Annotated in this window: 20 protein-coding genes and 1 pseudogene; 11 read left to right on the forward strand and 10 right to left on the reverse strand. The window is 59.0% G+C overall.

Going from position 1 to position 20,675, the window contains the following annotated elements; all coding sequences use genetic code 11:
• Window positions 1–325: 325 nt before the first annotated feature.
• Window positions 326–490, forward strand: coding sequence for a hypothetical protein (locus A3OK_RS24380; protein ID WP_019905937.1), 165 nt, complete (start codon window positions 326–328; stop codon window positions 488–490).
• A 37-nt stretch (window positions 491–527) separates the two neighbouring features.
• Here A3OK_RS24380 and A3OK_RS22930 read toward each other — a convergent pair whose 3' ends face one another.
• Together A3OK_RS22930 and A3OK_RS22935 are read right to left on the reverse strand one after the other, a co-directional pair.
• Window positions 528–1,733 (reverse strand): hypothetical protein, encoded by a 1,206-nt coding sequence (locus A3OK_RS22930; protein WP_019905938.1) that lies wholly within the window; start codon window positions 1,731–1,733, stop codon window positions 528–530.
• Window positions 1,726–2,952: a transporter substrate-binding protein gene (locus tag A3OK_RS22935; RefSeq protein ID WP_019905939.1), complete on the reverse strand. Its 1,227-nt coding sequence runs from the start codon at window positions 2,950–2,952 to the stop codon at window positions 1,726–1,728. The genes A3OK_RS22930 and A3OK_RS22935 overlap by 8 nt, the downstream gene beginning before the upstream one ends.
• A gap of 253 nt (window positions 2,953–3,205) precedes the next feature.
• On the opposite strand from A3OK_RS22935, the gene A3OK_RS0116175 reads away from it, so the two are divergent.
• The gene (locus tag A3OK_RS0116175) at window positions 3,206–3,592 is read left to right on the forward strand and encodes a transposase (RefSeq protein WP_019905940.1); all 387 of its coding nucleotides are present in this window, start codon (window positions 3,206–3,208) and stop codon (window positions 3,590–3,592) included.
• Window positions 3,593–3,707: 115 nt separating this feature from the next.
• Here the strand turns inward: A3OK_RS0116175 and A3OK_RS0116180 are convergent, their stop codons facing one another.
• The 5 genes from A3OK_RS0116180 to A3OK_RS0116200 all read right to left on the reverse strand — a co-directional run bounded on the left by A3OK_RS0116180 (window position 3,708) and on the right by A3OK_RS0116200 (window position 5,952).
• On the reverse strand, window positions 3,708–3,965 hold the full coding sequence (locus A3OK_RS0116180; RefSeq protein WP_019905941.1) for a hypothetical protein: 258 nt from the start codon (window positions 3,963–3,965) through the stop codon (window positions 3,708–3,710).
• A gap of 51 nt (window positions 3,966–4,016) precedes the next feature.
• Complete coding sequence (locus A3OK_RS0116185; protein ID WP_019905942.1) at window positions 4,017–4,367, reverse strand: 4-fold beta flower protein; 351 nt, start codon at window positions 4,365–4,367, stop codon at window positions 4,017–4,019.
• A gap of 7 nt (window positions 4,368–4,374) precedes the next feature.
• A complete protein-coding gene (locus tag A3OK_RS0116190; RefSeq protein ID WP_019905943.1) occupies window positions 4,375–4,725 on the reverse strand; it encodes a hypothetical protein in 351 nt (116 codons plus the stop codon).
• Between the two features lie 73 nt (window positions 4,726–4,798).
• Window positions 4,799–5,614, reverse strand: a complete 816-nt coding sequence (locus A3OK_RS0116195; RefSeq protein WP_019905944.1) for a transglutaminase family protein — start codon at window positions 5,612–5,614, stop codon at window positions 4,799–4,801.
• A 74-nt stretch (window positions 5,615–5,688) separates the two neighbouring features.
• A complete protein-coding gene (locus tag A3OK_RS0116200; RefSeq protein WP_019905945.1) occupies window positions 5,689–5,952 on the reverse strand; it encodes a hypothetical protein in 264 nt (87 codons plus the stop codon).
• A gap of 98 nt (window positions 5,953–6,050) precedes the next feature.
• Between A3OK_RS0116200 and A3OK_RS24755 the strand changes: the two genes are divergently transcribed.
• The 4 genes and pseudogenes from A3OK_RS24755 (at window position 6,051) to A3OK_RS23675 (ending at window position 10,464) form a co-directional block, all read left to right on the forward strand.
• The gene (locus A3OK_RS24755) at window positions 6,051–6,179 is read left to right on the forward strand and encodes a hypothetical protein (RefSeq protein WP_280791124.1); all 129 of its coding nucleotides are present in this window, start codon (window positions 6,051–6,053) and stop codon (window positions 6,177–6,179) included.
• Between the two features lie 1,051 nt (window positions 6,180–7,230).
• A pseudogene (locus A3OK_RS23660) lies at window positions 7,231–7,449 on the forward strand (hypothetical protein); the annotation flags it as partial.
• A gap of 608 nt (window positions 7,450–8,057) precedes the next feature.
• On the forward strand, window positions 8,058–9,380 hold the full coding sequence (locus A3OK_RS23665) for a hypothetical protein (protein WP_196805446.1): 1,323 nt from the start codon (window positions 8,058–8,060) through the stop codon (window positions 9,378–9,380).
• 838 nt (window positions 9,381–10,218) lie between these two features.
• On the forward strand, window positions 10,219–10,464 hold the full coding sequence (locus A3OK_RS23675) for a hypothetical protein (RefSeq protein ID WP_196805447.1): 246 nt from the start codon (window positions 10,219–10,221) through the stop codon (window positions 10,462–10,464).
• 402 nt (window positions 10,465–10,866) lie between these two features.
• On the opposite strand, the gene A3OK_RS23680 is transcribed toward A3OK_RS23675, so the two are convergent.
• Window positions 10,867–11,810, reverse strand: a protein-coding gene (locus tag A3OK_RS23680) for an IS630 family transposase (RefSeq protein ID WP_155912050.1) whose coding sequence is annotated in 2 segments (ribosomal slippage) — window positions 10,867–11,474 and window positions 11,474–11,810 — 945 coding nt in all. Because the reading frame shifts where the segments join, the coding sequence is not laid out codon by codon here.
• Window positions 11,811–12,757: 947 nt separating this feature from the next.
• On the opposite strand from A3OK_RS23680, the gene A3OK_RS24095 reads away from it, so the two are divergent.
• Window positions 12,758–13,576 carry a hypothetical protein gene (locus tag A3OK_RS24095; RefSeq protein WP_155912051.1) on the forward strand — a complete coding sequence of 273 codons (819 nt, stop codon included), beginning with the start codon at window positions 12,758–12,760 and terminating at the stop codon, window positions 13,574–13,576.
• 325 nt (window positions 13,577–13,901) lie between these two features.
• The gene (locus A3OK_RS0116250) at window positions 13,902–14,153 is read left to right on the forward strand and encodes a hypothetical protein (RefSeq protein WP_019905953.1); all 252 of its coding nucleotides are present in this window, start codon (window positions 13,902–13,904) and stop codon (window positions 14,151–14,153) included.
• Window positions 14,154–14,489: 336 nt separating this feature from the next.
• Here A3OK_RS0116250 and A3OK_RS22940 read toward each other — a convergent pair whose 3' ends face one another.
• Window positions 14,490–15,635 carry a hypothetical protein gene (locus A3OK_RS22940; protein WP_019905955.1) on the reverse strand — a complete coding sequence of 382 codons (1,146 nt, stop codon included), beginning with the start codon at window positions 15,633–15,635 and terminating at the stop codon, window positions 14,490–14,492.
• A gap of 458 nt (window positions 15,636–16,093) precedes the next feature.
• Here A3OK_RS22940 and A3OK_RS0116265 point away from each other — a divergent pair, with 458 nt between their 5' ends.
• From A3OK_RS0116265 to A3OK_RS0116280, 3 genes are all read left to right on the forward strand, one after another.
• Window positions 16,094–16,906 carry an IS5 family transposase gene (locus A3OK_RS0116265; RefSeq protein WP_019905956.1) on the forward strand — a complete coding sequence of 271 codons (813 nt, stop codon included), beginning with the start codon at window positions 16,094–16,096 and terminating at the stop codon, window positions 16,904–16,906.
• A 395-nt stretch (window positions 16,907–17,301) separates the two neighbouring features.
• Window positions 17,302–18,245, forward strand: a protein-coding gene (locus tag A3OK_RS23685) for an IS630 family transposase (RefSeq protein WP_155912052.1) whose coding sequence is annotated in 2 segments (ribosomal slippage) — window positions 17,302–17,638 and window positions 17,638–18,245 — 945 coding nt in all. Because the reading frame shifts where the segments join, the coding sequence is not laid out codon by codon here.
• Between the two features lie 37 nt (window positions 18,246–18,282).
• Window positions 18,283–19,266 (forward strand): site-specific integrase, encoded by a 984-nt coding sequence (locus A3OK_RS0116280; protein ID WP_026597328.1) that lies wholly within the window; start codon window positions 18,283–18,285, stop codon window positions 19,264–19,266.
• Between the two features lie 561 nt (window positions 19,267–19,827).
• Here A3OK_RS0116280 and A3OK_RS24100 read toward each other — a convergent pair.
• Window positions 19,828–20,505, reverse strand: a complete 678-nt coding sequence (locus A3OK_RS24100) for a hypothetical protein (RefSeq protein ID WP_155912053.1) — start codon at window positions 20,503–20,505, stop codon at window positions 19,828–19,830.
• Window positions 20,506–20,675 lie beyond the last annotated feature (170 nt).

The raw sequence follows: 20,675 nt of genomic DNA on the forward strand, positions 1-20,675 counted from the left end.
CTCTGGGTAAATCAAGATACGAACAACCCTGGCACTAACGGAACGTCAAAAATCCTTTTCTTTAGCGCTTTTTCTAAATGATAAAAAGATAAATCAGTTCGTATAATACTTAAACCGTTTTAGACGGCTATATTTCAAATTCCTACATCCACAATCCGAGGTCTACGACCGCCACTGTGCATCCGCCTCCCACATGGGGCAGACGGTACCAGGCGTCAGATTGGATTCGCTGAACAACGTCCGAGACAGCATCGGTCAGGGTGGTGATCCCTTAAGCGTCGCGGAGCTAGACCAGGGAGACGGTGCGGCGGGGAGCGGGGATCGAATGCTGGAGCGGGCCCTGATGCATGTGCGGGCGGCGATGGCCCTGCGCGATTGCGCTGCGAGCGCGCGATCGGACGTCGAGCGCAGCCTCCTGATGAAGGTGGCCTCGATCCACGAGGCACGAGCCCGGAACGTGCTCCGCAAAAGCCAGAGCCGCCGTCGCTGAGGCGAGCCCGGCGCCGGGACTCGCGTGCCATCGGCGATCAGGGGGCGCCGCCAGGGCATTCTTCAAGGCGCCGCCGGGGCATTCTTCGGCAGCAGCATGTGGACGCCCTTGTTGCCGTCGACCGTCTGCGTGATCCGAAGACGACGCGGACGAGATTGATCAGGAACAGGCTTACCGCCCAGGTGGCGAGCAGGCTCATCAGCGGCCGGCGATAGAGGTGGCGCAGGATCAGCGCCTCGATGGCGATCCCCACCAGCGCGGCGGCGAGGAACGCCACCGGGATCGCGGCGATGAGGTAGAGATCGAGAAAGCCCGGCGCGAACCGGCGGAACGCCTCCTGTACACCGTAGGCGGCATAGGCGCCGACCATGATGAACTCGCCCTGGGCGAGGTTGATCACACCCATCAGCCCGAAGATGATCGCCAGCCCGGCGGCGGCCATGAACAGGATGCTGGCAAAGCTCAGGCCGTTGTAGAGAACCGCCAGGCCGCGGCCGATCCACATCGCCCGTTCGACGCGGGCGATCCCTGCATCCAGCGCCGCGCGAAAGCCCGGATCGGCGCGATAGGCCGGATCGCCCTTGAGGACGGAAAGCCGCGAGAGCGCGGCGCCCGACGGCGCCTCGGCCACCGCCCGGATCGCCGCGAGTCGGCGCGTCGGATCGGGCGAGGACAGGGCGGCGCCCTGTGCCGCGACGCCGATGGCCGCCTTCAATCCGGCATCGCTCTCGCTCTCCTGCGCCCGCATCAGCACCGCGTCAGGCAGGCCGGCCATGCGCCGCTCGACGGCCGCGAGCCCCTTGAGCCGAAGCTCCACGGTCTCGCCCGCGATCAGCGTCGCGAGACCGGAGGCAGTCTCCACCAGGGCGCGCTGGCGCAGGCCGAGCACGGGGGAGCGCCCGCCCGCAATCGAACGGACGGCGCCGGTCGTGACCTCGCGCCCTTCGGAAAGCCCGGCCTTGTCGAGCAAGATCGCCGTGTAACCGACGCAGATGAGGCGCCTGTCCAGCAGACCGCGCAGGAGAGCGCCCGCCGCGGCGAGATCCTCGGACGCCGTCTCGCCGCTCGACCGGATGAACTCATCCAGCGCCCTGCCCTGCCCGGCGCCGTCGCCGCACAGGCTCGCGGCGAAACCCGCGCGGTCGAAGCCGGGCGCCGCCGCGACGGCGGGCTGCAGCAGGCAGGCGACGAGCAGGAGCGCGCCGCAGAGCCAGACCCTCGCGCATCGCGCTCCCTCAACCATACGGGCTGAACGGCACGGGCTTGGGCGCGTCGGGCGATTGCCATAGGATGTCGAACCCCTGCTTCTCGTTGACCGAGCCGATGAAGACGCCGCGGGAAACGTAATTGTTCTCCCCCGTCATCGTCAGCGTGTAGCCGGAGGGATCGGCGAAGCTCAGCCCCGAAAACGCCTTGCGCACCTCGGGCACGTCGAAACTCCCGGCTTTCGCCGCCGCCAGGGCCCAGAGCTGGACGCTGTCATAGGCCGAGACCATCGGGTCGATGACGGTATCGGCGCTGAAGGGCACGTTCTTGGCCTTCACATAGGCCGCCCATTCCGAGAGGAACGTGGTGTTGGCCTCGGCCTTGGCGGCCTGGAGATAGGCCCAGCAATTGAGATGTCCCACGAGCGGCGCGGTATCCAGCCCCTCGAGGTCGGCCTCCACCATGTCGAGGCCGAGAATCGGCACGTCGGTGGCGCGAATGCCCTGGTTGGCAAATTCGCGCAGGAAATCAGGGATCGACGAACCGACCACCGTGAGCACCACGATCGGCGGGCCACCGGGCTCGGCGGCAAAGCTCCGGATCTGGTTCACCAGGGTCTGGAAGTTCGAGAACCCCAGCGGCACGTATTCCTCGCGCCACGCGGTCTCGGCCACGCCCTTCGAGGTCCAGTAGGCTTTGAGCTGCTTGTTGATCGTGCGCGGCCAGACATAGTCGGAGCCGATCATGAAGAACCGCTTCGCCCCGACGCCCTCCGCACCCATGAGGTAATCCACCGCGGGCAGCACCGAACTCGCCGGCGGCGAGTTCACATAGACGACGTTCTTCGAGTTCTCGTCGCCTTCGAAATGCAGCGGATAGAACAGCAGCCCGTCATTCTGCTCCACCACCGGCAGGACCGATTTCCGCGAGACCGAGGTCCAGCAACCGAAGAGGGCGGCGACCTTCTCCTGCTGCAGCATCTGCCTGCCGATCTGGGCATAGAGCGGCCAGTCGGAGGCCGGGTCCGAGGTGACCACCTCGATGCGCCGTCCGTTGACGCCGCCCTTCGCGTTGATCCCGTCGGCGGCCATGCGCACCACGTGGTTCAGGCGGCCTTCGATATTGGCCATCGTGCCCGAGGACGAGAACATGCAACCGAGCTTGACCGTGTCGGCGGCCCAGGCCGGGCGGATGATGGCGGGAGCGGCGAGCACCGCCGCCGTCCCAATGAAATGACGCCTCGTGACATCGACCATGGGCTCTGCACCTTCCCGTGACACCGGGCAAAGTGTCGGATTCCCGGTGGTCCGGTGGAAGGTCAAATAGGCTGCACGGCAGCTTCAGGATGCGCAAAACCTCATCGGACAGCCTGCAATGCAGGCGCGATGGCGGTTAAAACGTCAAAATTCGCAAAAGCCCCGGCCTTGCCCCGGCCCATTTCCGATCCCGCTCGCCGGTGCGGTTCTTGCTCGGGAACGGATCGACATCTCGGATCGTGGAGGCTTTCCCATGCGTCGATCCCGGCACACCGATCAGGAAGTCGCCTTTCTCCTGAAGGAAGCCGAGCACGGCATCCCCGTCGCGACGATCTGCGGGGCCGCCCATATCTCCATCGGCACGTTCTACCGCTGGCGTCGCCGCCTCGGCGGTTTGGCGCCGCCCGGCGTCACCCATCTCGGGGAGGTGGAGCGCGAGAACGCCGCTTTGCGCGTCGAACTCGCCCGCCTCAGAGGCTCCCTGCTCGCCCTGGCTCCCTGCCATTCCGATCACCGGGCGGAGGCTTCCCCCCTGGGCCCGGTTCGTCCCGGAGCGGCACCGTCCGGCGCGCCGGTCGCGCGCTACCGCGGAGGAGCCGCCTCCGTCGGTCGCTACGCCTTCGTCAGAGGGGCGAATTAGCGGCCCGTCAACGCGAGGCTCGCTCCCGCCCATTGCGTCTCGCCCGCCTTCCGAGCGACGGAATCGTCGTCAGGACGATGCCGCAGGCTCTCGACGGTGCATCATCTCCTGAATCTCAGGACGGCTGCTCCTCGCTCACATGCTCTTCTTCTTCGGTGAGTTCGGGCTTTTCATCGGCATCGTCGCCGATGAGTTCATCGAGTTCGTCGATGAGATCGTTCACTTGATCCTCGGTGGCGAGGAACTGGACGATCTCGCCATCGACGGATTCGAAGGTCAGTCGGTAACCGCCCTCGGTTTCGTCGGTGAGGACACGCGCGAGCTTCTTGATCGAGGTCATGGGATTTCCCGTCATGTCGGCGGCGAATTTCATCACCGCACCACCTCATATGGTGCGGTGACGAGGTCATGGGTTCCGTTCCGTTCAGATCAGGTCGGAGAAGACGCGATCGGACCAGGCCGGGATGGCGGTAGGACGAGCTGGCGCAGGTCGAGCCTCACCGCGCTGAGGCTTCGCGCCTCTCGGGCCGGGGCTCGATTTCCCCTGTCGCTTGGGCTTCTGGGGGCCACCGACCGCATCGTGTTCGAAGAGGAGGCACGCGCCGTCCTCGTCGGAAATCCACCCTCGGTCCGCCCAGCCGATGAAGCGTCCATCATAGGCGTAGACCTTGTCGTCATGGATGAAGGCCGCAGGCCGCCCGTTCCAGAGATAGAGGGACTGCCCATCGTGGCAGAACGCCGCCTCGCTGCCATTCCGGTCGAAGAACTCGATCATGGACGGCTCATGCCCCTATCTCGCTGTTGTGAAGCGATCGAAGATCGACGTAGCTCATCGTCTCGCTGCTCCATGACGGCCCGTCGCAATCGTGGAGCCTCTTGGGAAGCGGCTTGTGCTTGTCGCCTTGATAGAACCCCATGATGACGGTCTGACCATCGGAATCGTCGCACTCGATCCGGTAGGCCGGCTGCACCCCGGACCCCAGCCGACTGAGGCGAACGCGCAGCGTCGGGTTCTTCGCCTGGTCCGGCACCATGTTGAGATAGACGCCCCTCATGTAGTCGAGGCGGTCTGACCGTCGTCCGGAGAGGTCTGCGATCGAGACGTTTTCTGCAAGCATATCGATGTTCTTCATGGTCTATCAGGTTTCCGCGTTATTCGACGACGTGTTTGATCCGCAACGATGGAAATCGCAATCCTGCGCCATCCTAAGCGATGGCCGGAGCTTCCTCGGTCGTGACCAGGAACGTCGTCAGGGTATTCTCGCCGAAGGTCAGCGTCAGCGGCACGTCGGCGGCGTCCCGCCCATAGGAGATCAGGATACGGCCGATCCGCGAGGAGTTGTTGCGCGGATCGAACGTGTGCCAGCGGCCATCGAGATAGACCTCCATCCACGCGGCGAAGTCACCCGGCGCATGCGGCAGCGGCAGACCGATATCGCTCACGTAGCCGTTGCAGTAGCGGGCCGGGATGTTGAGGCAGCGGCAGAACGCGATGGCGAGATGCGCGTAGTCGCGGCAGACGCCGTGCCGTTCCTCGAATACGTCGAACGCCGTCCGTGTGGAGCGCGCATGCTCGTATCCGAACGTGATGCGATCATGCACGAAGTCGCAGATGGCCTGGACCCGTCCCCATCCGGGGGGCACTCGTCCAAACAGGTCCCAGGCGATCTGCGAGAGACGGTCGGTCTCACAGTATCGGCTTCCGAGCAGGAAGAGGATGCTGTCGGAGGGAAGCTTCGCGATCGGTGTCTCGGCGGCATCGGGCGCCGGCCGGTCTCCGCCGCCCGCGTCGCGGACGATGGTTTCGGTCTTCAGCGTGAACAGACCTGCCGGAGCGACCATGCGCTGGCACCAGTTCCCGAAGCTGTCGCGGTAGCCCTCCAACGGCACCGGCGGACTGACGATCAGGTAATCCGGCCGTTCCAGATCCGAGAACCGCGACGCATGGACGTTGAGCGTCGCGATGACGGGCGTGGGTTGAGGGAAGGTGTAGGTCATTTCGCAGCCGACGAGGATGCGCATGGGCTCTCTCCTGGGATGTCGCCATCTGTCCGCCTGATCCCGACCGCGATCGTCTCCGAGGGGCCGGGTGCATCTCAGTGCAGTGTCGGAGGGGGCTCCAGGAACGCACGCATGCCGCCGCCTTCCTCGACCGCGTCGGTGAAGGCATCGAGGGCATCCTCATCGGAGGCGAACGTCTCGCTCAAGATCGTCGACCAGCCCGTCTGATCGATGACTTCGAGCGTCCAGGGACCGTGAGTTCCCACGGGCCGATAGACGTTCACGGTCACCGTAATCCCATCCTGGGTCGCACGCCCGGTCAGATCGGAGAACTCCATATTGGGCTTGTCGTCGCTCATGGGTGTTCCTCTCGATGGACGAGTTCACCGCAGGGATCCGATGGAATCCCTATCTCATGAGCCGAATTTTGTACGCTAGCAGAGCGCGAGAGGGAAAAGTGCAGAAAACGTCGGGCCGGCCGCTGGCCCCGTGGCGCCTTCGTGAAGTGGAAGGCCCGGAAGACGGCATCGCCGCCCCTGCGATCCGCGAAGCCGCCGACATCTCCCTCGCCCCGCTCGCCCGCTGACGCCGGCGCCCCGCCTGCGCAGGCATGGAGGGTAGGGACGACGCCGGCGCACAGGCTGCCTTGCCTCGTTCAACGAAGCCCGTGCCGCCCAGACAACGCGATGCGAATGTCCGCCCTCCGCCGAAGGAGAGCCTCTCCGGCTTAAGTTCGAGAGACCCGACCGGCCCCATGCCCGACGACACCGTTGCGCGTGGCCACGGCTTGGGTTAGGTGTCGTCCACGGTCAGCACCCGTAGCTCAGCTGGATAGAGCGTTGCCCTCCGAAGGTGGAGGACCCTGCCGTCCTAGCTGTAATCTTCTCCTAGTCCGCACAGTCGGTAAGTATGAGAGATAAGCCTCGGGATTATGCTAATCGTGATCTGCCGGCGCAAAAGGGGCGCAACGGAATAGGAAAGCTATTCTGCACCCGCCAGCTCCTTTGGCTGGCGACTTTTAAGAAGTCCATTCTGTGCGTAGCATTCGCAAATCGATTTAGGCATTCGCAGCGGCTTGCCGTGTCCAATAGGGCACAACTTATTCGGACTGCGATAACCGACCGGGATGAATGCCCGTGGAGAGAAAGCGCAGTTCTCTGCACGCTGCCCACACAAATCCCTTCAAAGTCTAAAAAGTTCGATGTGCTAACCCGGTGGACGAAGTCCCAGCTCCACGGTGAAGCACTCCAGGACCTTGGCTTCTGTGGCGAGCAAAATCCGGTCCACAGCCTTGGGTGACGAGGACACGAAGTTCGCTAGGGCTTCGCTGAAGGACATGACGCATTTCGGCGCCTCGTATGGCTAAAACGGCGTCGCCGCCGTGTGGAGCCAACGTCGCGCATTCCTGAGTATCATATCGCTGATGTGTGCCTTCGCTAGGCTTGCATTGGATAGCCAAGATTGCTGGCATTAACTGTTGGGCGCTGATCGAGTGCCGCCCTACAAGCGCTGATGAAGGTAGAAGATGCCTACGCGATCCCAGCTGGCAGGAACGACAAGCCCGACATGGATCTACCGTGAGCTTTCCGGCCGACCGCCCTGCGCGACAGGGTCTAAGAGCGCCGAACACATCTCTATCACGCAACCTCAACCACGAACTCCAGCGCGTGCTGAACCCAAACCCGGCCCAGCAGATCGAACGCTTTGGCTGGCGCTTCGCCCCTGGCGACCGTGTGATGGAGACCCAGAACGATTACGACCGGGATGTCTTCAACGGCGACCTCGGCATGGTAGTGCGCATCAACGAGGAAGAAGGCGCCGTCATCGTCATCTTCGACGTGCGCGAGGTCGTCTACACGGACTCGGACTGCGCCTGGGCCGTCCTGAACCAGATCCGCGAGACGCTCACGCTCACGACTACGCTGACCGAGGCGCAGCGCAAGGAACTCGACGTGCTGAAGGTTGCTCATCAGGCGCAGCGTCACGCCGAGAGCAACCAGGGCGGCACGGTCGACGGCGTGTTTCGGGAGGATGGCGCCTGGTGGTTCGGCAAGGACGACATCACGACCCTCGGCCCATTCGAGACCCAGCAGCAGGCCGAGGACGCCGGCCGTTCCGCAACCCCGTTCGAGCAGGGGGAGGCAGCCTGATGGCGACGAAACAGAGAGAGAGAGGCCGCGACCCACGCCATGACCAAGTGCCGGTGCGGGGACGTCGCAGGGCTCGGGCAGACCGAGTGCGGCCGGTGCCGGCCCTAGGTCGATGAGGACGATCCGGAGCAGGAGCTCGACGGCCTCAACTGCGAACTCCTCGAAGCCGCCCAAGACGTGGTGTCGGCCTGCTTCGATATCGACATCGGAGTAAGAGACGTGACAGGGTCAATAACTGAGGTCTGGTGCGAAGGCGCGGCATGTCGGAATCCACACACAACGAACGGTGCCCCCTTCACGCTGTAGACCAAAGGTTGAGTGATTTGCATAGGCAATGGCACCAAGCCGAGGAGGCATACTTCGACCCAGAAGCCTTCCGCGTTGCCATACAGACCGCAATTCAAACTGCAAGAACGGTCTCCTTCATTCTTCAAAGCAACAAAGCACTGATTCCCGACTTCGATGCGTGGTATCTTGGATGGAGGGATCGCTTGAAAGCTATCCCACTAATGCGCTGGATGGTTGACGCTAGAAATCGAATTGAAAAGCAGGGCGATCTTGAGACCTACAGTTGGATTCACGCAGAAATACTGGCGTCTCATCTTCACGAAGGTCCGCGAGAAGTTGTTAAGACTGAACTCTTCGATGGCCCGAAGAAACTCTTAGATACTATCCCAAAAGATGCACTTGGGGACCACATCCGTAGGGACGGCATTCTCCGAATTGAGAGACGATGGGTTGAGAATAGCTTGCCTGACTACGAATTGCTTGATGCAGTTGCTATCGCCTACGGCCATCTCGCTCAATTGGTTTCTGATGCCCATCGACAGCTTGGCTTGTGTGAGCCCACAGTCACGATGGATGGCATAGAGCTTCCGTTTGACCGTGTCATGACGGGAGGTCGGTTGCCCTGCATGATCGGTCATAATGAAAATCGTCAAATCGATATTTGGTTGGCAACGGGAAAAATTCTGGAGTTCGAGCAAAGCGAAGTCAGCATAGATGAAGACGTGTTTATGGAAGCCGCCAAGAGATATAATATCGACCCGGATTTTCACTTCAATACAGAGCAAGATATTTTAAGTCAGGCAAAAGAAATATTTTTGAATGCCCGTAAGCTTTTTCTCCGTGATGGATATCACATATTTCTTGTTATGATCTTCAAGAATGGCAAGCCAATATACGGTAAAGAGGTTCGACTTGAAGAACACGGCCACAAGTATGTCTTTATGCGAAGTTTAGCTAATGATGTTCTCCGCATGGGTGGCGATGCCGTCATAGCAATCAATGAAGCTTGGATGGGGACCTCTAATCCAAAAAACCCATACCAGAGGGTTCGCGATGCCCCCGGCCGTAAAGAGGTATTGACGGCAACGTTAGTAGCTAAGGATGGCCCCCCACTTAATCTAATGGCTACGATCCGCAGAAATACGGACAGAGTTAGCTTGGATGACACAATCGAAGCGACTGAACACGTCCCTTATATGTTTGCATCCATATATGAAGTCTGGGGACTTAAGGTTCCCGGCTCGGAGATAGACCCGAGTGAGCATGATGGTCGTCAATATAAACCCAATTTTCTCAGGGCCTTGTCTGAAAGACTGCTTTCTTCAACCTCATTTTTCTTAAAACAATAATTTCACAGAAGGAGCTTGCCGCTCGCCTCGAAGCCAGGACGCCACGAACATTTACCGATGAGGCTAATATAAGCCGCCTCAGAAGCGGGCGATGGAACGTTACGACCATAACCTGTTGGCATATTGCCGAAGCGTTAGGTGTCTCGCTGTGCGACATCGTTTCGAGAATAAAAACGAAGCTTCATGTTGAATAGAGTTCATCGAAACGACGACTTTTGCCGGGTTTTCGATGGAAACTAAACGACGTAGGCATGGACAGCGCTGAACGTGAAATACACACACTTCACCCGCCCTTCGCTAAAAGGAAGAAGGCGAACCCTAAGGTGAGGAGACTTCTAGAGATCCACGAACACGCCGATGCGCCCACGCCGCCATCAATGGCCCGCAGATGAGCGATCTGTGCAAACATTGCGGCCCAATAGGCAGCCCACAGACCGAGAACTGAGGCGTTCCAGATCGACATGTGCGACGCCGAATTTAATCCGCTACTCGTCGTTCCTGACGCTACGCGGAAATAGCGTGTCGCCGAGCATCGTAGGCGTGCCGCACCGACGTGCCATCCTCACCGCGGCCTTCCTGGGTGTAGGCGAACTGCAGCACGCCATCGGGACCGTAAAGTCGCACCATCTCTGATCGCCAAGCCCGATCGGTGCGAGCGAGAGTCGCCTCGGTTTCGACCAGTCGGCTCGCATGCATACTAGCTGTCCTGAATTTCGTGGTCGCAGGGTCAACGCGATTTGGCGACATCTGCTCCCTCGAAATTCGGCGGCCATCACAATGCGGCACTCACGCACCTCCGATCTGTGAACCGAGGATAGGTTGGCGTCGTTGAGCAGGTATGACTGATCAGACACCCGCCCCGACCTCAGAGCAAATCATCGATGCGCGCCGCCGCGAGATGGCGATTGAGCACCTCCTGTTCGGCACAATCCGCTTCGTTGCCCATCGTCACCCAGATTTGCTCGATGAGCTCGACGGCAGCCTCGACCACTTGTGGGATAAGGCCCATGGCAATGAGCGAGATGATGAGGCAGTCCGGGAGGTCGCACGACGTTTCATCAAGAGCCTGCGTGCCGGAGGCTAGAATCTCGACATCTATAGCAGACGCATCTCGCCGCGATTCTGCACTACAAATATGGCTTGAGAGGAAACCGAAGTCCCAGACAACCGGACGCCCTATCGAAGCCCCTGTATCCTGTAATGAATCAGATCAGGACCTCGCCCTTGGGTGATTGACGGTGAAGGTGCTCCAGAATAACAGCCGAAATCGGAACTCCCGGATCGATCGCGGTTGAGCGAGATACCGACATCGCCGGACAAATCTTTCCCTCCTCGACGGCTGCGCGTTTTTACCCTTGGGTTTCGCCTTCAAGATGAGCGAAAGCCCGTAGAAAATGTCACAAGCCTTAGGCATAAGCTAAGGGAATTGCTGACAGAAAAACCTTACAGGCTTCTCTGACAACCTCATTCCTAGAGCATTTTCGGTTTAATCTGGTTCGTATCCTGCGGCGGCGAAGAAGTTGGCGCACTCGTCAGGTGTGACGGTGTCGACGAGGCGTCCGATGGCCGACCACAAACCCTCGACGGTTCGCTCGGCCGCTTTGCGCAGCAGCGCCTTCAACTTCGAGAACGCCATTTCGATGGGGTTGAAGTCGGGCGAGTAAGGCGGGAGGAACAAGAGCCGCGCGCCCGCCGCCTCGATGGCCGATCGCACGGCCGGACCTTTGTGGCTGCCGAGGTTGTCCATGACGACGATGTCGCCGGGGATGAGCTCAGGCACCAAGACCTGATCGACGTAAGCCTGGAAGGCGTCACGGTTGATCGGCCCATCGAGCACGAACGGTGCGGCGATCCCGGACAGGCGCAGGGCCGCCACCAGGGTCGTGGTCTTCCAATGGCCGTGCGGGATGGGCGAACGCAGCCGCTCGCCGCGGGGAGACCGTCCGCGCAGGCGGGCCATGTTGGTGGAGGTCCAGGTCTCGTCGAGGAACACGAGGCGCGCGGGGTCGAGATCGAGCTGGCACTCGAACCATGCCTCGCGCGCGGCCTTCACGTCCGGGCGGTCTTGCTCGGTGGCGTGGGCTGTCTTTTTTTGTAGGTGAGATCGCGTGCGTCGAGGAAGCTCCACAGGGTGCCGAGCCCGACCGTGAGATCGTACTCGTCCCGCAGTCGGGCGCGCATCTCTTCCAGGGTGATGTCGCCCTTCTCCTCGATCAGGGCGCGCAGGAACGCCTCATGTGGATCGAGCTTCGAGCGGCGCGCCCGCCCTTGCGGACGAGGGGCCACCGTCCCGGTTGTCGCGAGCGCGGCCATCCAGCGAATCGAGGTCGCGATGCCGACTCCAAAACGCGCGGCCGCTTGCCGGCGGGAGGTCGTTGCAGCGGCTTCCACCACCCGCTCGCGCAGGTCCTGGCTGTAGGGTCGTCCCATCTGTCGCTCCTCCTCCAGAGCGATCAGTGAATCAGCCCGCCGCCTCTCCGTGAACCCCACACGATTGATTCAGCGCAAACCGAAAACGCTCTAGCGTCTGACACAGGGGAAAGTCGAGGGCTGATGGTCAAGGAGAGTCAGGGCTCATGCCAATACGGCAATAAAATTTGGTCAACTCTGGTGGGGGTAGGCTGCATGTTCGGAAGGCCCCATTTTCATTTTTTTGCCGCGGTGAAGGGTAAGGGCGTGAACGATCTACTAGACGCGAACATATGACGAGCGACAAATTTGTCCGGGACAAGATCAACCACTTCATTGCTTTTCAGGAACTCGAGCACTTCGCTGGAACTCGGCTCTCAAAGACCGAACTCTCCAGGTAGGAAGAAGCTGCACAAACCTAAGGGCACGGACTATAGGACCTCTCGCAGCATCAATTGAACGGAAGCAAACAGCTAAGCGTATCCTACTGATAGATAACTGCCGGCGCCTGCGGTGCATAAATACATCACTCCTAGCAATTTTGAAGCGGCCGGACTCAAAAGGTTCCAATTCGCGTAAATCATTGGTCTGGTTACATTGCATCAAAGGGATAACATAAATGGTTCGCTCAACACTCTACACTTCACTCATAGCTGCCGCCCTCGGCTGTCTATCGTCATTTTCAGTCAAATCCGAGCCTGTGGCGATCGCTGACGTTTGTAAAATGTGCAGTTGCGATGATGGAAAAGTGAACTGTAACAATTTTTCATATAGTCTTGATACCAAAAATGTAGAATTTAGAGACACAATCGCGAAATCAGATATACCGGACACCGTGTTAAAGCTTGACGCTATTTCTAGATTGGCGAATTAAAGCAATGTCTGCCAGTATATATCGAAACATTAAGATTCTGGCCGGGTTCTCAATCGCTCTGCTTACTGCTGGATGCGGAACAAGAGTTCCGCAGATGAATGAAGCGTGGGAGCCATCTGATATTAATGATGACCTGGCATACAGAATTAAAAAAAGCATCTATTGCGAGCTAATTCAGGCAACAAGAGTATTTAATAGTCAAGAGCGTGAGTTGTTTGGAAAGAAGCTGAGTCGTTTGCCCAAGGATTGGGGAGCTCAAATGACACTTACGTTAACTGTGGACGAGACAAGCTCAATAAATCCAAGTGGCTCCTATAATAGAAATATAAGCTCTGCGTTTGATCCTTTGGCTCCAAATAAAAGCGTGACACAAAGTTTGGTGTTGCCTTTTACGACTCAAGCTTCCACGCAGGCGGTGAGAACTGACAGCTTTTATTCATTCTATACCATTCAGGAATTAGTAAGAAACCGTTATATAGATACGACGTGCGGGGAATATGATCAAAAGACTAATACACTCAATCCATTAGATCGCTCTGGCTCGTCATATCTCTTGAGTGGTAATCTTGGGATCTATGCCTGGATGAAGGGCGCCTTATTGGCAAACAATACAATTCCTACATCAAAACTTCCGAGTTCCGCTAAGCCATTAGATGTATTGCAATATACCATTAAATTCGTTGTTGTGACTTCAGCTGGATTTAATCCAATGTGGAAATTGGCGCCGGTCTCCACAGGCATTGGCGGATCTCCACTTGTAAGCGGTAATCGGACTCGTTCGCATCAGCTTCTTCTAACCTTAGGCCCAACATCAGAAGCGGCTGGCAGAAATGGACCTGCACCTCCGTCTATTTCTCTGCACAACTACGGGCAGCTTGAGCTTGCATTTACCAATGCGCTCCAACAAAAATAGGAACAGAGAATTCTCAAGAAATCTTTCTATGATGTGAATTTAAATTTCCTGACTTAGAAAATTTTACGTAAAAAGTTTCATACTTCCGCATCCTGGCGACGGATGCGTATCTACTTGTGACGGGGCTTACGATTCTAGATCATTTTGCCCCCCCTTATCAGTGTAGGTCATCATCGACTCCGCCAATCGCCAGCATGGTGTATTGTCCGATGCCTACTCGACGCTAAAGCGCGACGGTCCGTTTAGGCTGCATGTTTGAATGCCGCCATTTTCATTTTGGCTGCGGTGAAGCTAAGGGCGTGATCGATCAATTGGATGCGAATCTATGACGAGCGACAAATTTATCCGGGACCAGGTCGGCCACCTCATTGCCTTTCAGGAGCTCGAGCATCTCACCGGGCAGCGGTTCTCCGAGACCGAGCTCGCCAAGATGGAAGAAGCGGCCCAAGCCCAGGGGCACACTCTGGAGGAGGCGCTTGCCAAGTTTCTCCACGCCTTGCGCTGCATAAGCCAAGACGACCTTGATAAGGTCGCTGAGCATCTGGGGGCACCACCTCGGGAGAAGAGCTCGTTGTAGGCCTTAAGGGCCGGCGGCCATCTCCTTAATCTTGGACCGTCTGCACCCAGTTATCGTTCTGCGCAGGCGCATGCAGCGCGTGGTGGATCTCACGGTGCAGCTTGGACAGTCGAATGCTCGACCCGTCGATCGTCCGGACCGCCGCTGAGCCGTCTCGTATGACGAGGATCAAGATAGGGGCCTCCTGCAGTCATGCACGTCATTAGGCCAATGCATTTCGACACTTCGTCACAGTCTCACCAGCGGCAACGACATGTCCGAGCCGCCATTGCGCCTAGCAGGTCATCGCCGCCGCCACAAACCAACGTCGACGATCTGTGACGGCATCGAAAGCTATCATGCCTCTTTGCGAATCCGATCGAACAGCGCCTGCCAAATCGCAAACAGCTTTTCTCGCTTCACATCCGACGACAACATAGCCAGCGGAACATGAGGCTCGCCGTCGATCTTACGATCTTGATATCGTTCCCCAAAGCCTTGTTCTAGCTGATGTAAAACCTCACGCCTTGCTTCATCAGTTTCGAAAGCCGGTATCTTTTTGATATAGTTCAGCGATGTCAGAACCTTTCCATCGAGCTTCAAGCCTATAGGCCAACAGAATTTGTTTCCATAGAATAGCTTCGCCCGCAGGCTAGGCTTCAGTGCTGCAGTAACTACGACTTCGCAGCCCACTGCGATCCACCAGTCATAGACCGCTCGCGCTATTGCAGCTTCGCTTACACTCCGCTCTAGAGTAAAACGATCGAACCAATCATCAATTGTTAATTGGGGACTAATCGCATTGGTTATGCTGCTAGTCCCCTTTCGCCGCTCTGCCTCAGCGGTGCGTCCGATCAGCCGCGGCACCAAAGTGCGCAGTCCCTGTCCAGCGTAGTGCTTGATCTCAAGAGCTATCACCTCGGCTGGGCTCATCTGAGCATTAAGGAACTCGACGATCCGTCTTAATTCTGGGTAGATGACATCGGCTACGAACACCATGCGAATGCGCCCTGCCCGCAAGTTCCCGTCAACGGAGCGCCAGAACTCTTCCAGATCAGCGTCTGGGTTATCGAGATGCTCGCGTAGTGCCTCGTCTGAGTCCCTTTCTCCTACAGCACAAGTGCGCTCGAACTGCTGCCTTATAGCTTCTACAGGCCAATATACGACACCGTTCGCCGCGTAGTCTAGCATCTGGGCCACAACCTCGCGACGCCCGCGTGTGTCGCTGGCCCGCTTGACCTCAACCAGAGTCGGCACACCGTCCTGATCGACGAAGAGATGATCGAGCGACCAGCGCCCCGATCCACCTTCCTCACCCGGGACGGATTGTTCACGCGCGATCAACAGCCAGCGACGCGGATTGATAGGATCGACGGCATCACCAGCAATTATGCTCGGGTGGGTCGCGAGCAACTCTTGGAGAAGATCCTCACTCTCGAAGGCGCTGGAGCGCATCTCCACCAGGGAGTTATCGTCTCGAACGATGTAGATTCCGTCGGTCATCGCCGCCTTCAATATTTTTTATGGTTACGTCGTATGCCATCCGGCGAGCCGTGATGCATCAGGCTTCACTATGTGTGTCCGCTATCGCACCGTGGCCTCAGACAAACGAAGTCCCATGCAGAAGCACGCCCGTTCAGGGCCTTATGTAATGGTGCGGCGAGGATTCCTGTCATACCCTTGGATTTTGACATGATCGAGCGACTTACACATCTCAGCTTCCCTGCCAATGTGCACTCTATTCATTCTCTGCGGCGCTCGCTCTAACTTTCGCCATGCCACAAACAATGCGTATCTGCTTGAGCTAAAGCCTGCTCTCGACCCTTCCAGATATTCATCCTCGGATGTCGTCATCGGACACCAGAAGTGTCTTAGAGCCCGTCCGATAACATCCGGCGGGGGTTGAGTGGCCGGGATGGCGGTGATTCCAGAAGGGTGCTGAAGCCTGATCTGGAAGTGCCATGTGGACCCCGACCACTCGCCGGCAGCATAGCCGTGCGGGCCTGCGCTACGAAACCGACCTGACCGATGCGGAATGGGCCGTGATCGCGCCGCTGATGCCGGAGCCGGCCTTGTGCGATCGGCCCGCCATCTGGACGATGCGCGAGATCTGGAACGCGATCTTCTACGTGCTGCGCGGCGGCATCGCGTGGCGGCTGATCCCGAAGGACCTGCCACCGCGCAGCATGACGTTCGGCTACTTCGTGCGCTGGCGCGAGGACGGGCTGTTTGGCCGGATCAACCACACGCTGGTCATGGCCGACCGCGAGCGGGTCGGTCGAAGCGCTTCACCCACGGCCGCGGTGCTCGATAGCCAGAGCGTGAAGACGACCGAGAGTGGCGGCCCGCGCGGCTACGATGCCGGCAAGAAAATCAAGGGCCGCAAGCGGCAGGCCCTGGTCGACACGGACGGGCGTGCTCTCGTCCTCGACCCGCAGTCCGCCGACGTGCAGGATCGCGATGGGGCCGGACCGGTGCTGCGTCTGTCGAGGCGGACTTTCCCGTTCATCGCCAAAGCCTTCGCTGACGCAGGCTATGCCGGAGACAAGCCGGCGACCGCTACGATCATCACCGTTGAGATCGTTCGCAAACCCAAGGATCAGGTCGGCTTCGCCGTGCATCCGCGCCGCTGGGTCGTGGAACGCTTCTTCGGCTGGATCAGCCGCAATCGCCGCCTCTGGAAAGACCCGGAGGCGACCCTCGCCTCAGCCCAGGCCTTCCTCTACGCCGCCGCCATCATGATCCTCGTCCGAAGGCTGGGCCGAGCGGCATGACTTATCGGACGGACTCTTAGATCGCCATGATCTTAAGATGCAAAAGAGATTGCAGCTCTGGTGCGGAAACCTACAGGCTTCATCGTCCCGCCATCCCAAGCCATGGTTTGAGATGTCGCGATGATACCGACAGTAAAATGGGCGTAAAATCAATCCGAAGGCAATGCGCCGATGCATTTTGATCAACTCTATTCTATATAAACTGCCAGTCAAGAACCTCCAAATTTCACTTATTGCGTTTTCCTCCATGATACCGGAATAGCGCTTGCCGGTGCTCGTTCCGTATCCTTTAGTGATCCGTCTAGAGCGTTTTCGGTTTGCGCTGAATCAATCGTGTGGGGTTCACGGAGAGGCGGCGGGCTGATTCACTGATCGCTCTGGAGGAGGAGCGACAGATGGGACGACCCTACAGCCAGGACCTGCGCGAGCGGGTGGTGGAAGCCGCTGCAACGACCTCCCGCCGGCAAGCGGCCGCGCGTTTTGGAGTCGGCATCGCGACCTCGATTCGCTGGATGGCCGCGCTCGCGACAACCGGGACGGTGGCCCCTCGTCCGCAAGGGCGGGCGCGCCGCTCGAAGCTCGATCCACATGAGGCGTTCCTGCGCGCCCTGATCGAGGAGAAGGGCGACATCACCCTGGAAGAGATGCGCGCCCGACTGCGGGACGAGTACGATCTCACGGTCGGGCTCGGCACCCTGTGGAGCTTCCTCGACGCACGCGATCTCACCTACAAAAAAAGACAGCCCACGCCACCGAGCAAGACCGCCCGGACGTGAAGGCCGCGCGCGAGGCATGGTTCGAGTGCCAGCTCGATCTCGACCCCGCGCGCCTCGTGTTCCTCGACGAGACCTGGACCTCCACCAACATGGCCCGCCTGCGCGGACGGTCTCCCCGCGGCGAGCGGCTGCGTTCGCCCATCCCGCACGGCCATTGGAAGACCACGACCCTGGTGGCGGCCCTGCGCCTGTCCGGGACCGCCGCACCGTTCGTGCTCGATGGGCCGATCAACCGTGACGCCTTCCAGGCTTACGTCGATCAGGTCTTGGTGCCTGAGCTCATCCCCGGCGACATCGTCGTCATGGACAACCTCGGCAGCCACAAAGGTCCGGCCGTGCGATCGGCCATCGAGGCGGCGGGCGCGCGGCTCTTGTTCCTCCCGCCTTACTCGCCCGACTTCAACCCCATCGAAATGGCGTTCTCGAAGTTGAAGGCGCTGCTGCGCAAAGCGGCCGAGCGAACCGTCGAGGGTTTGTGGTCGGCCATCGGACGCCTCGTCGACACCGTCACACCTGACGAGTGCGCCAACTTCTTCGCCGCCGCAGGATACGAACCAGATTAAACCGAAAATGCTCTAATGGACTGCAGGACGAAAAAACATGGCGTCAATCCGGAAGCTCCGCGGCCGCTGGCAAGCTGCAGTTCGACGCAAGGGTATGGCACCGCGGAGTAAGAGCTTTGACTCGAAATCGGACGCCGAGCGCTGGGCGCGTAGTCTCGAAGCTGAGCTTGATCGATCTGGGGCTCTGCCCGACATGCGTGTTGCCGAGAGCACGACTCTGCGGCAGGTCTTGGAACGCTACAAGGTGGAAATCTCGCCGACGAAACGCAGCGCCGTCACAGAGATTGCTCGGATCAATGCGATCCTGCGTCGCCCCATCTGCTTCCGGACGATGACGATCTTGTCGACATCAGATTTAGCAGCCTACCGCGACGAACGCCTCCTGACAGTAGCTCCCGCGACCATAATTCGAGAGCTGAACACGATCTCGCACGCGATCGACACAGCCAGACGCGAATGGAACATTCATCTTGCGATCAACCCATGCAAGCTCGTTCGGCGGCCATCTCCTCCCCGCGGGCGAACACGGAGGCTCGAGGGAAACGAGGAGCAGATTCTTCTGGATGCCGCCGATGCCGGGCGCGTCCGTTATTTGCGCCCCATGATTGAACTCGCGATCGAGACCGGGATGCGGCGAGGCGAGTTGCTCGCGCTGCAATGGGAGCACATCAATCTCGGGACGCGAGTGGCGCATCTGCCCATGTCGAAGAACGGGTTCAGCCGCGACGTGCCGCTCTCCACAAGAGCAATCGCGACCCTAAAAGGCCTTCAGACCGACGCACGCACGACCGTGTTTGAAACGGCGCCAAACACAGTGCGGCTAGCCTGGAGCCGACTCACACGCCGCGTTGGACTAAAAAATCTGCGTCTGCATGATCTCCGGCACGAGGCAGTGTCTCGTCTGTTCGAGCGCGGCTTCAACGTGGTTGAGGTCGCATCGATCTCCGGGCATCGGGAGTTGAAGATGTTGTCCCGATACACCCATCTGCGGGCCGCTGATTTAGCTGAGCGCATGCAGTAAACGGATGGGACGATGCGTTTCAGGTTTTACCGGGCATGACCAGGGCTTCGCCGATTTGGACTCAGAGGCCCCGCCAGCGCCGGCGGTGAAAATATGCGACAGGACTGCATCAAGCTCAATCTTGGCTGCAGGCGGTGCCCCCAGGCCCGGTTAAGGTAGTGCCGGCGGCTTACAGCGACCGTCGGCGAGGATCTGAATCACCACTTGCGTTAGAAGGAACCCAGCGCGCAACGTTTTCACCGGATGGCATACCACCCTGAAGTTCTGATTCCGGTGAAAATCTATACGTTGGCGGAACGGCGAGCGCAGCGAGCCAGACGCCCCGAGCGCAGCGAGGATGTGAGCCGGAGGCGAACAACGGGAGCCGCGGCTCTACCTTTAGGGTGACGCGGCGGTGTCACGCTCCTGGCGGAGGTTTAGATAGTTATGTAAATTATAGTAATATATCTATATATACTATGGGGAATTAAGAGTGACATTTTACGTCACCCTCTCACCCCCGTCCGAGCTGTTCGGACCCTACTCCTTGCCTGCGGGACCAGGACCGGTTCTGTTTCAGCCCTACGATGAGGACGCCATATCAGGGGCAGCTGCCCAGGGCCCAACAGTATCCAGCACAACGAGGCGGTCATAGCGTCGACGAGCGGCGCCTACTGTGATTGCCGTTTTTGTGGCCCGGGTCAATAAATTCGCGAACTCTCGATGAGATGGATTCCGCCCATAGCCGGCTCGAAAATACAGAAGCATGACCCGCTCCTGCATGATCTGGTCGACGTGCGGTCTCCACTGCCTTTGCTGCGGCCCATCCTCAACAACCCACGCGCGGAGAGCGTTCTTCTCTCGAGCCAAAACGTCGACGGTGGGCTTCACATAGATTTTTGCGATCTCGGGGGGCTTGAGTGATGAGCGCCGCCGCTGCTGGCGTGCTTTAGCTTGTTCGCGCTTTCTCGCCTCTTTCGCGGGTTTAGAGGCAGCTATTCTTAAATCATTGATCTCGGCGTTTCGAATTCTCGCGAACTCAGCCTTCCTGGCTCGATCTCGGTTGAATATTTCACTGTAGTTCATTCGTATTTTTGGCGAAGCAGAAAGCATGTCCTTCGTATCCAGATCGGCGACGACCTCTTCTATCAGTCGGATTCCTTCTAGGGATTCGAGAAAATTGCTGTCGATCTTAGACCTGCTAGTCCCATGCCCAACGCCTTTGGCGGCATCCTCATGCAGCTCTTTCTCGTTAAACATTAGCACCAAACTTTCACTTCGCAGACGCAGTGCCTAAACCAGGGATGATGACGGTGCATTCGGTGTCAGATATTCAGAAGTGCCCACAAGGCCGCGCTTATGCAACAGCTGCGGCAGTTCGCCTGGCCTCAATTTTATCGCCGACCAGGTGGCGCCTCTAGAACAGGCTC

Origin of the sequence: Methylobacterium sp. 77 (assembly GCF_000372825.1) — a bacterium.
GTDB lineage: Bacteria > Pseudomonadota > Alphaproteobacteria > Rhizobiales > Beijerinckiaceae > Methylobacterium.

What these genes read in the sequence shown, in the direction of transcription:
- A3OK_RS22940 (WP_019905955.1), bottom strand. Translation starts at nt 15,635, where the DNA reads ATGACCGACGGAATCTACATCGTTCGAGACGATAACTCCCTGGTGGAG.
- A3OK_RS22935 (WP_019905939.1), bottom strand. Translation starts at nt 2,952, where the DNA reads ATGGTCGATGTCACGAGGCGTCATTTCATTGGGACGGCGGCGGTGCTC.
- A3OK_RS0116265 (WP_019905956.1), top strand. Translation starts at nt 16,094, where the DNA reads ATGTGGACCCCGACCACTCGCCGGCAGCATAGCCGTGCGGGCCTGCGC.
- A3OK_RS0116200 (WP_019905945.1), bottom strand. Translation starts at nt 5,952, where the DNA reads ATGAGCGACGACAAGCCCAATATGGAGTTCTCCGATCTGACCGGGCGT.
- A3OK_RS24380 (WP_019905937.1), top strand. Translation starts at nt 326, where the DNA reads ATGCTGGAGCGGGCCCTGATGCATGTGCGGGCGGCGATGGCCCTGCGC.
- A3OK_RS23675 (WP_196805447.1), top strand. Translation starts at nt 10,219, where the DNA reads ATGACTGATCAGACACCCGCCCCGACCTCAGAGCAAATCATCGATGCG.
- A3OK_RS0116280 (WP_026597328.1), top strand. Translation starts at nt 18,283, where the DNA reads ATGGCGTCAATCCGGAAGCTCCGCGGCCGCTGGCAAGCTGCAGTTCGA.
- A3OK_RS24100 (WP_155912053.1), bottom strand. Translation starts at nt 20,505, where the DNA reads ATGTTTAACGAGAAAGAGCTGCATGAGGATGCCGCCAAAGGCGTTGGG.
- A3OK_RS0116175 (WP_019905940.1), top strand. Translation starts at nt 3,206, where the DNA reads ATGCGTCGATCCCGGCACACCGATCAGGAAGTCGCCTTTCTCCTGAAG.
- A3OK_RS0116190 (WP_019905943.1), bottom strand. Translation starts at nt 4,725, where the DNA reads ATGAAGAACATCGATATGCTTGCAGAAAACGTCTCGATCGCAGACCTC.
- A3OK_RS0116185 (WP_019905942.1), bottom strand. Translation starts at nt 4,367, where the DNA reads ATGATCGAGTTCTTCGACCGGAATGGCAGCGAGGCGGCGTTCTGCCAC.
- A3OK_RS22930 (WP_019905938.1), bottom strand. Translation starts at nt 1,733, where the DNA reads ATGGTTGAGGGAGCGCGATGCGCGAGGGTCTGGCTCTGCGGCGCGCTC.
- A3OK_RS0116250 (WP_019905953.1), top strand. Translation starts at nt 13,902, where the DNA reads ATGACGAGCGACAAATTTATCCGGGACCAGGTCGGCCACCTCATTGCC.
- A3OK_RS24095 (WP_155912051.1), top strand. Translation starts at nt 12,758, where the DNA reads ATGAATGAAGCGTGGGAGCCATCTGATATTAATGATGACCTGGCATAC.
- A3OK_RS0116180 (WP_019905941.1), bottom strand. Translation starts at nt 3,965, where the DNA reads ATGAAATTCGCCGCCGACATGACGGGAAATCCCATGACCTCGATCAAG.
- A3OK_RS0116195 (WP_019905944.1), bottom strand. Translation starts at nt 5,614, where the DNA reads ATGCGCATCCTCGTCGGCTGCGAAATGACCTACACCTTCCCTCAACCC.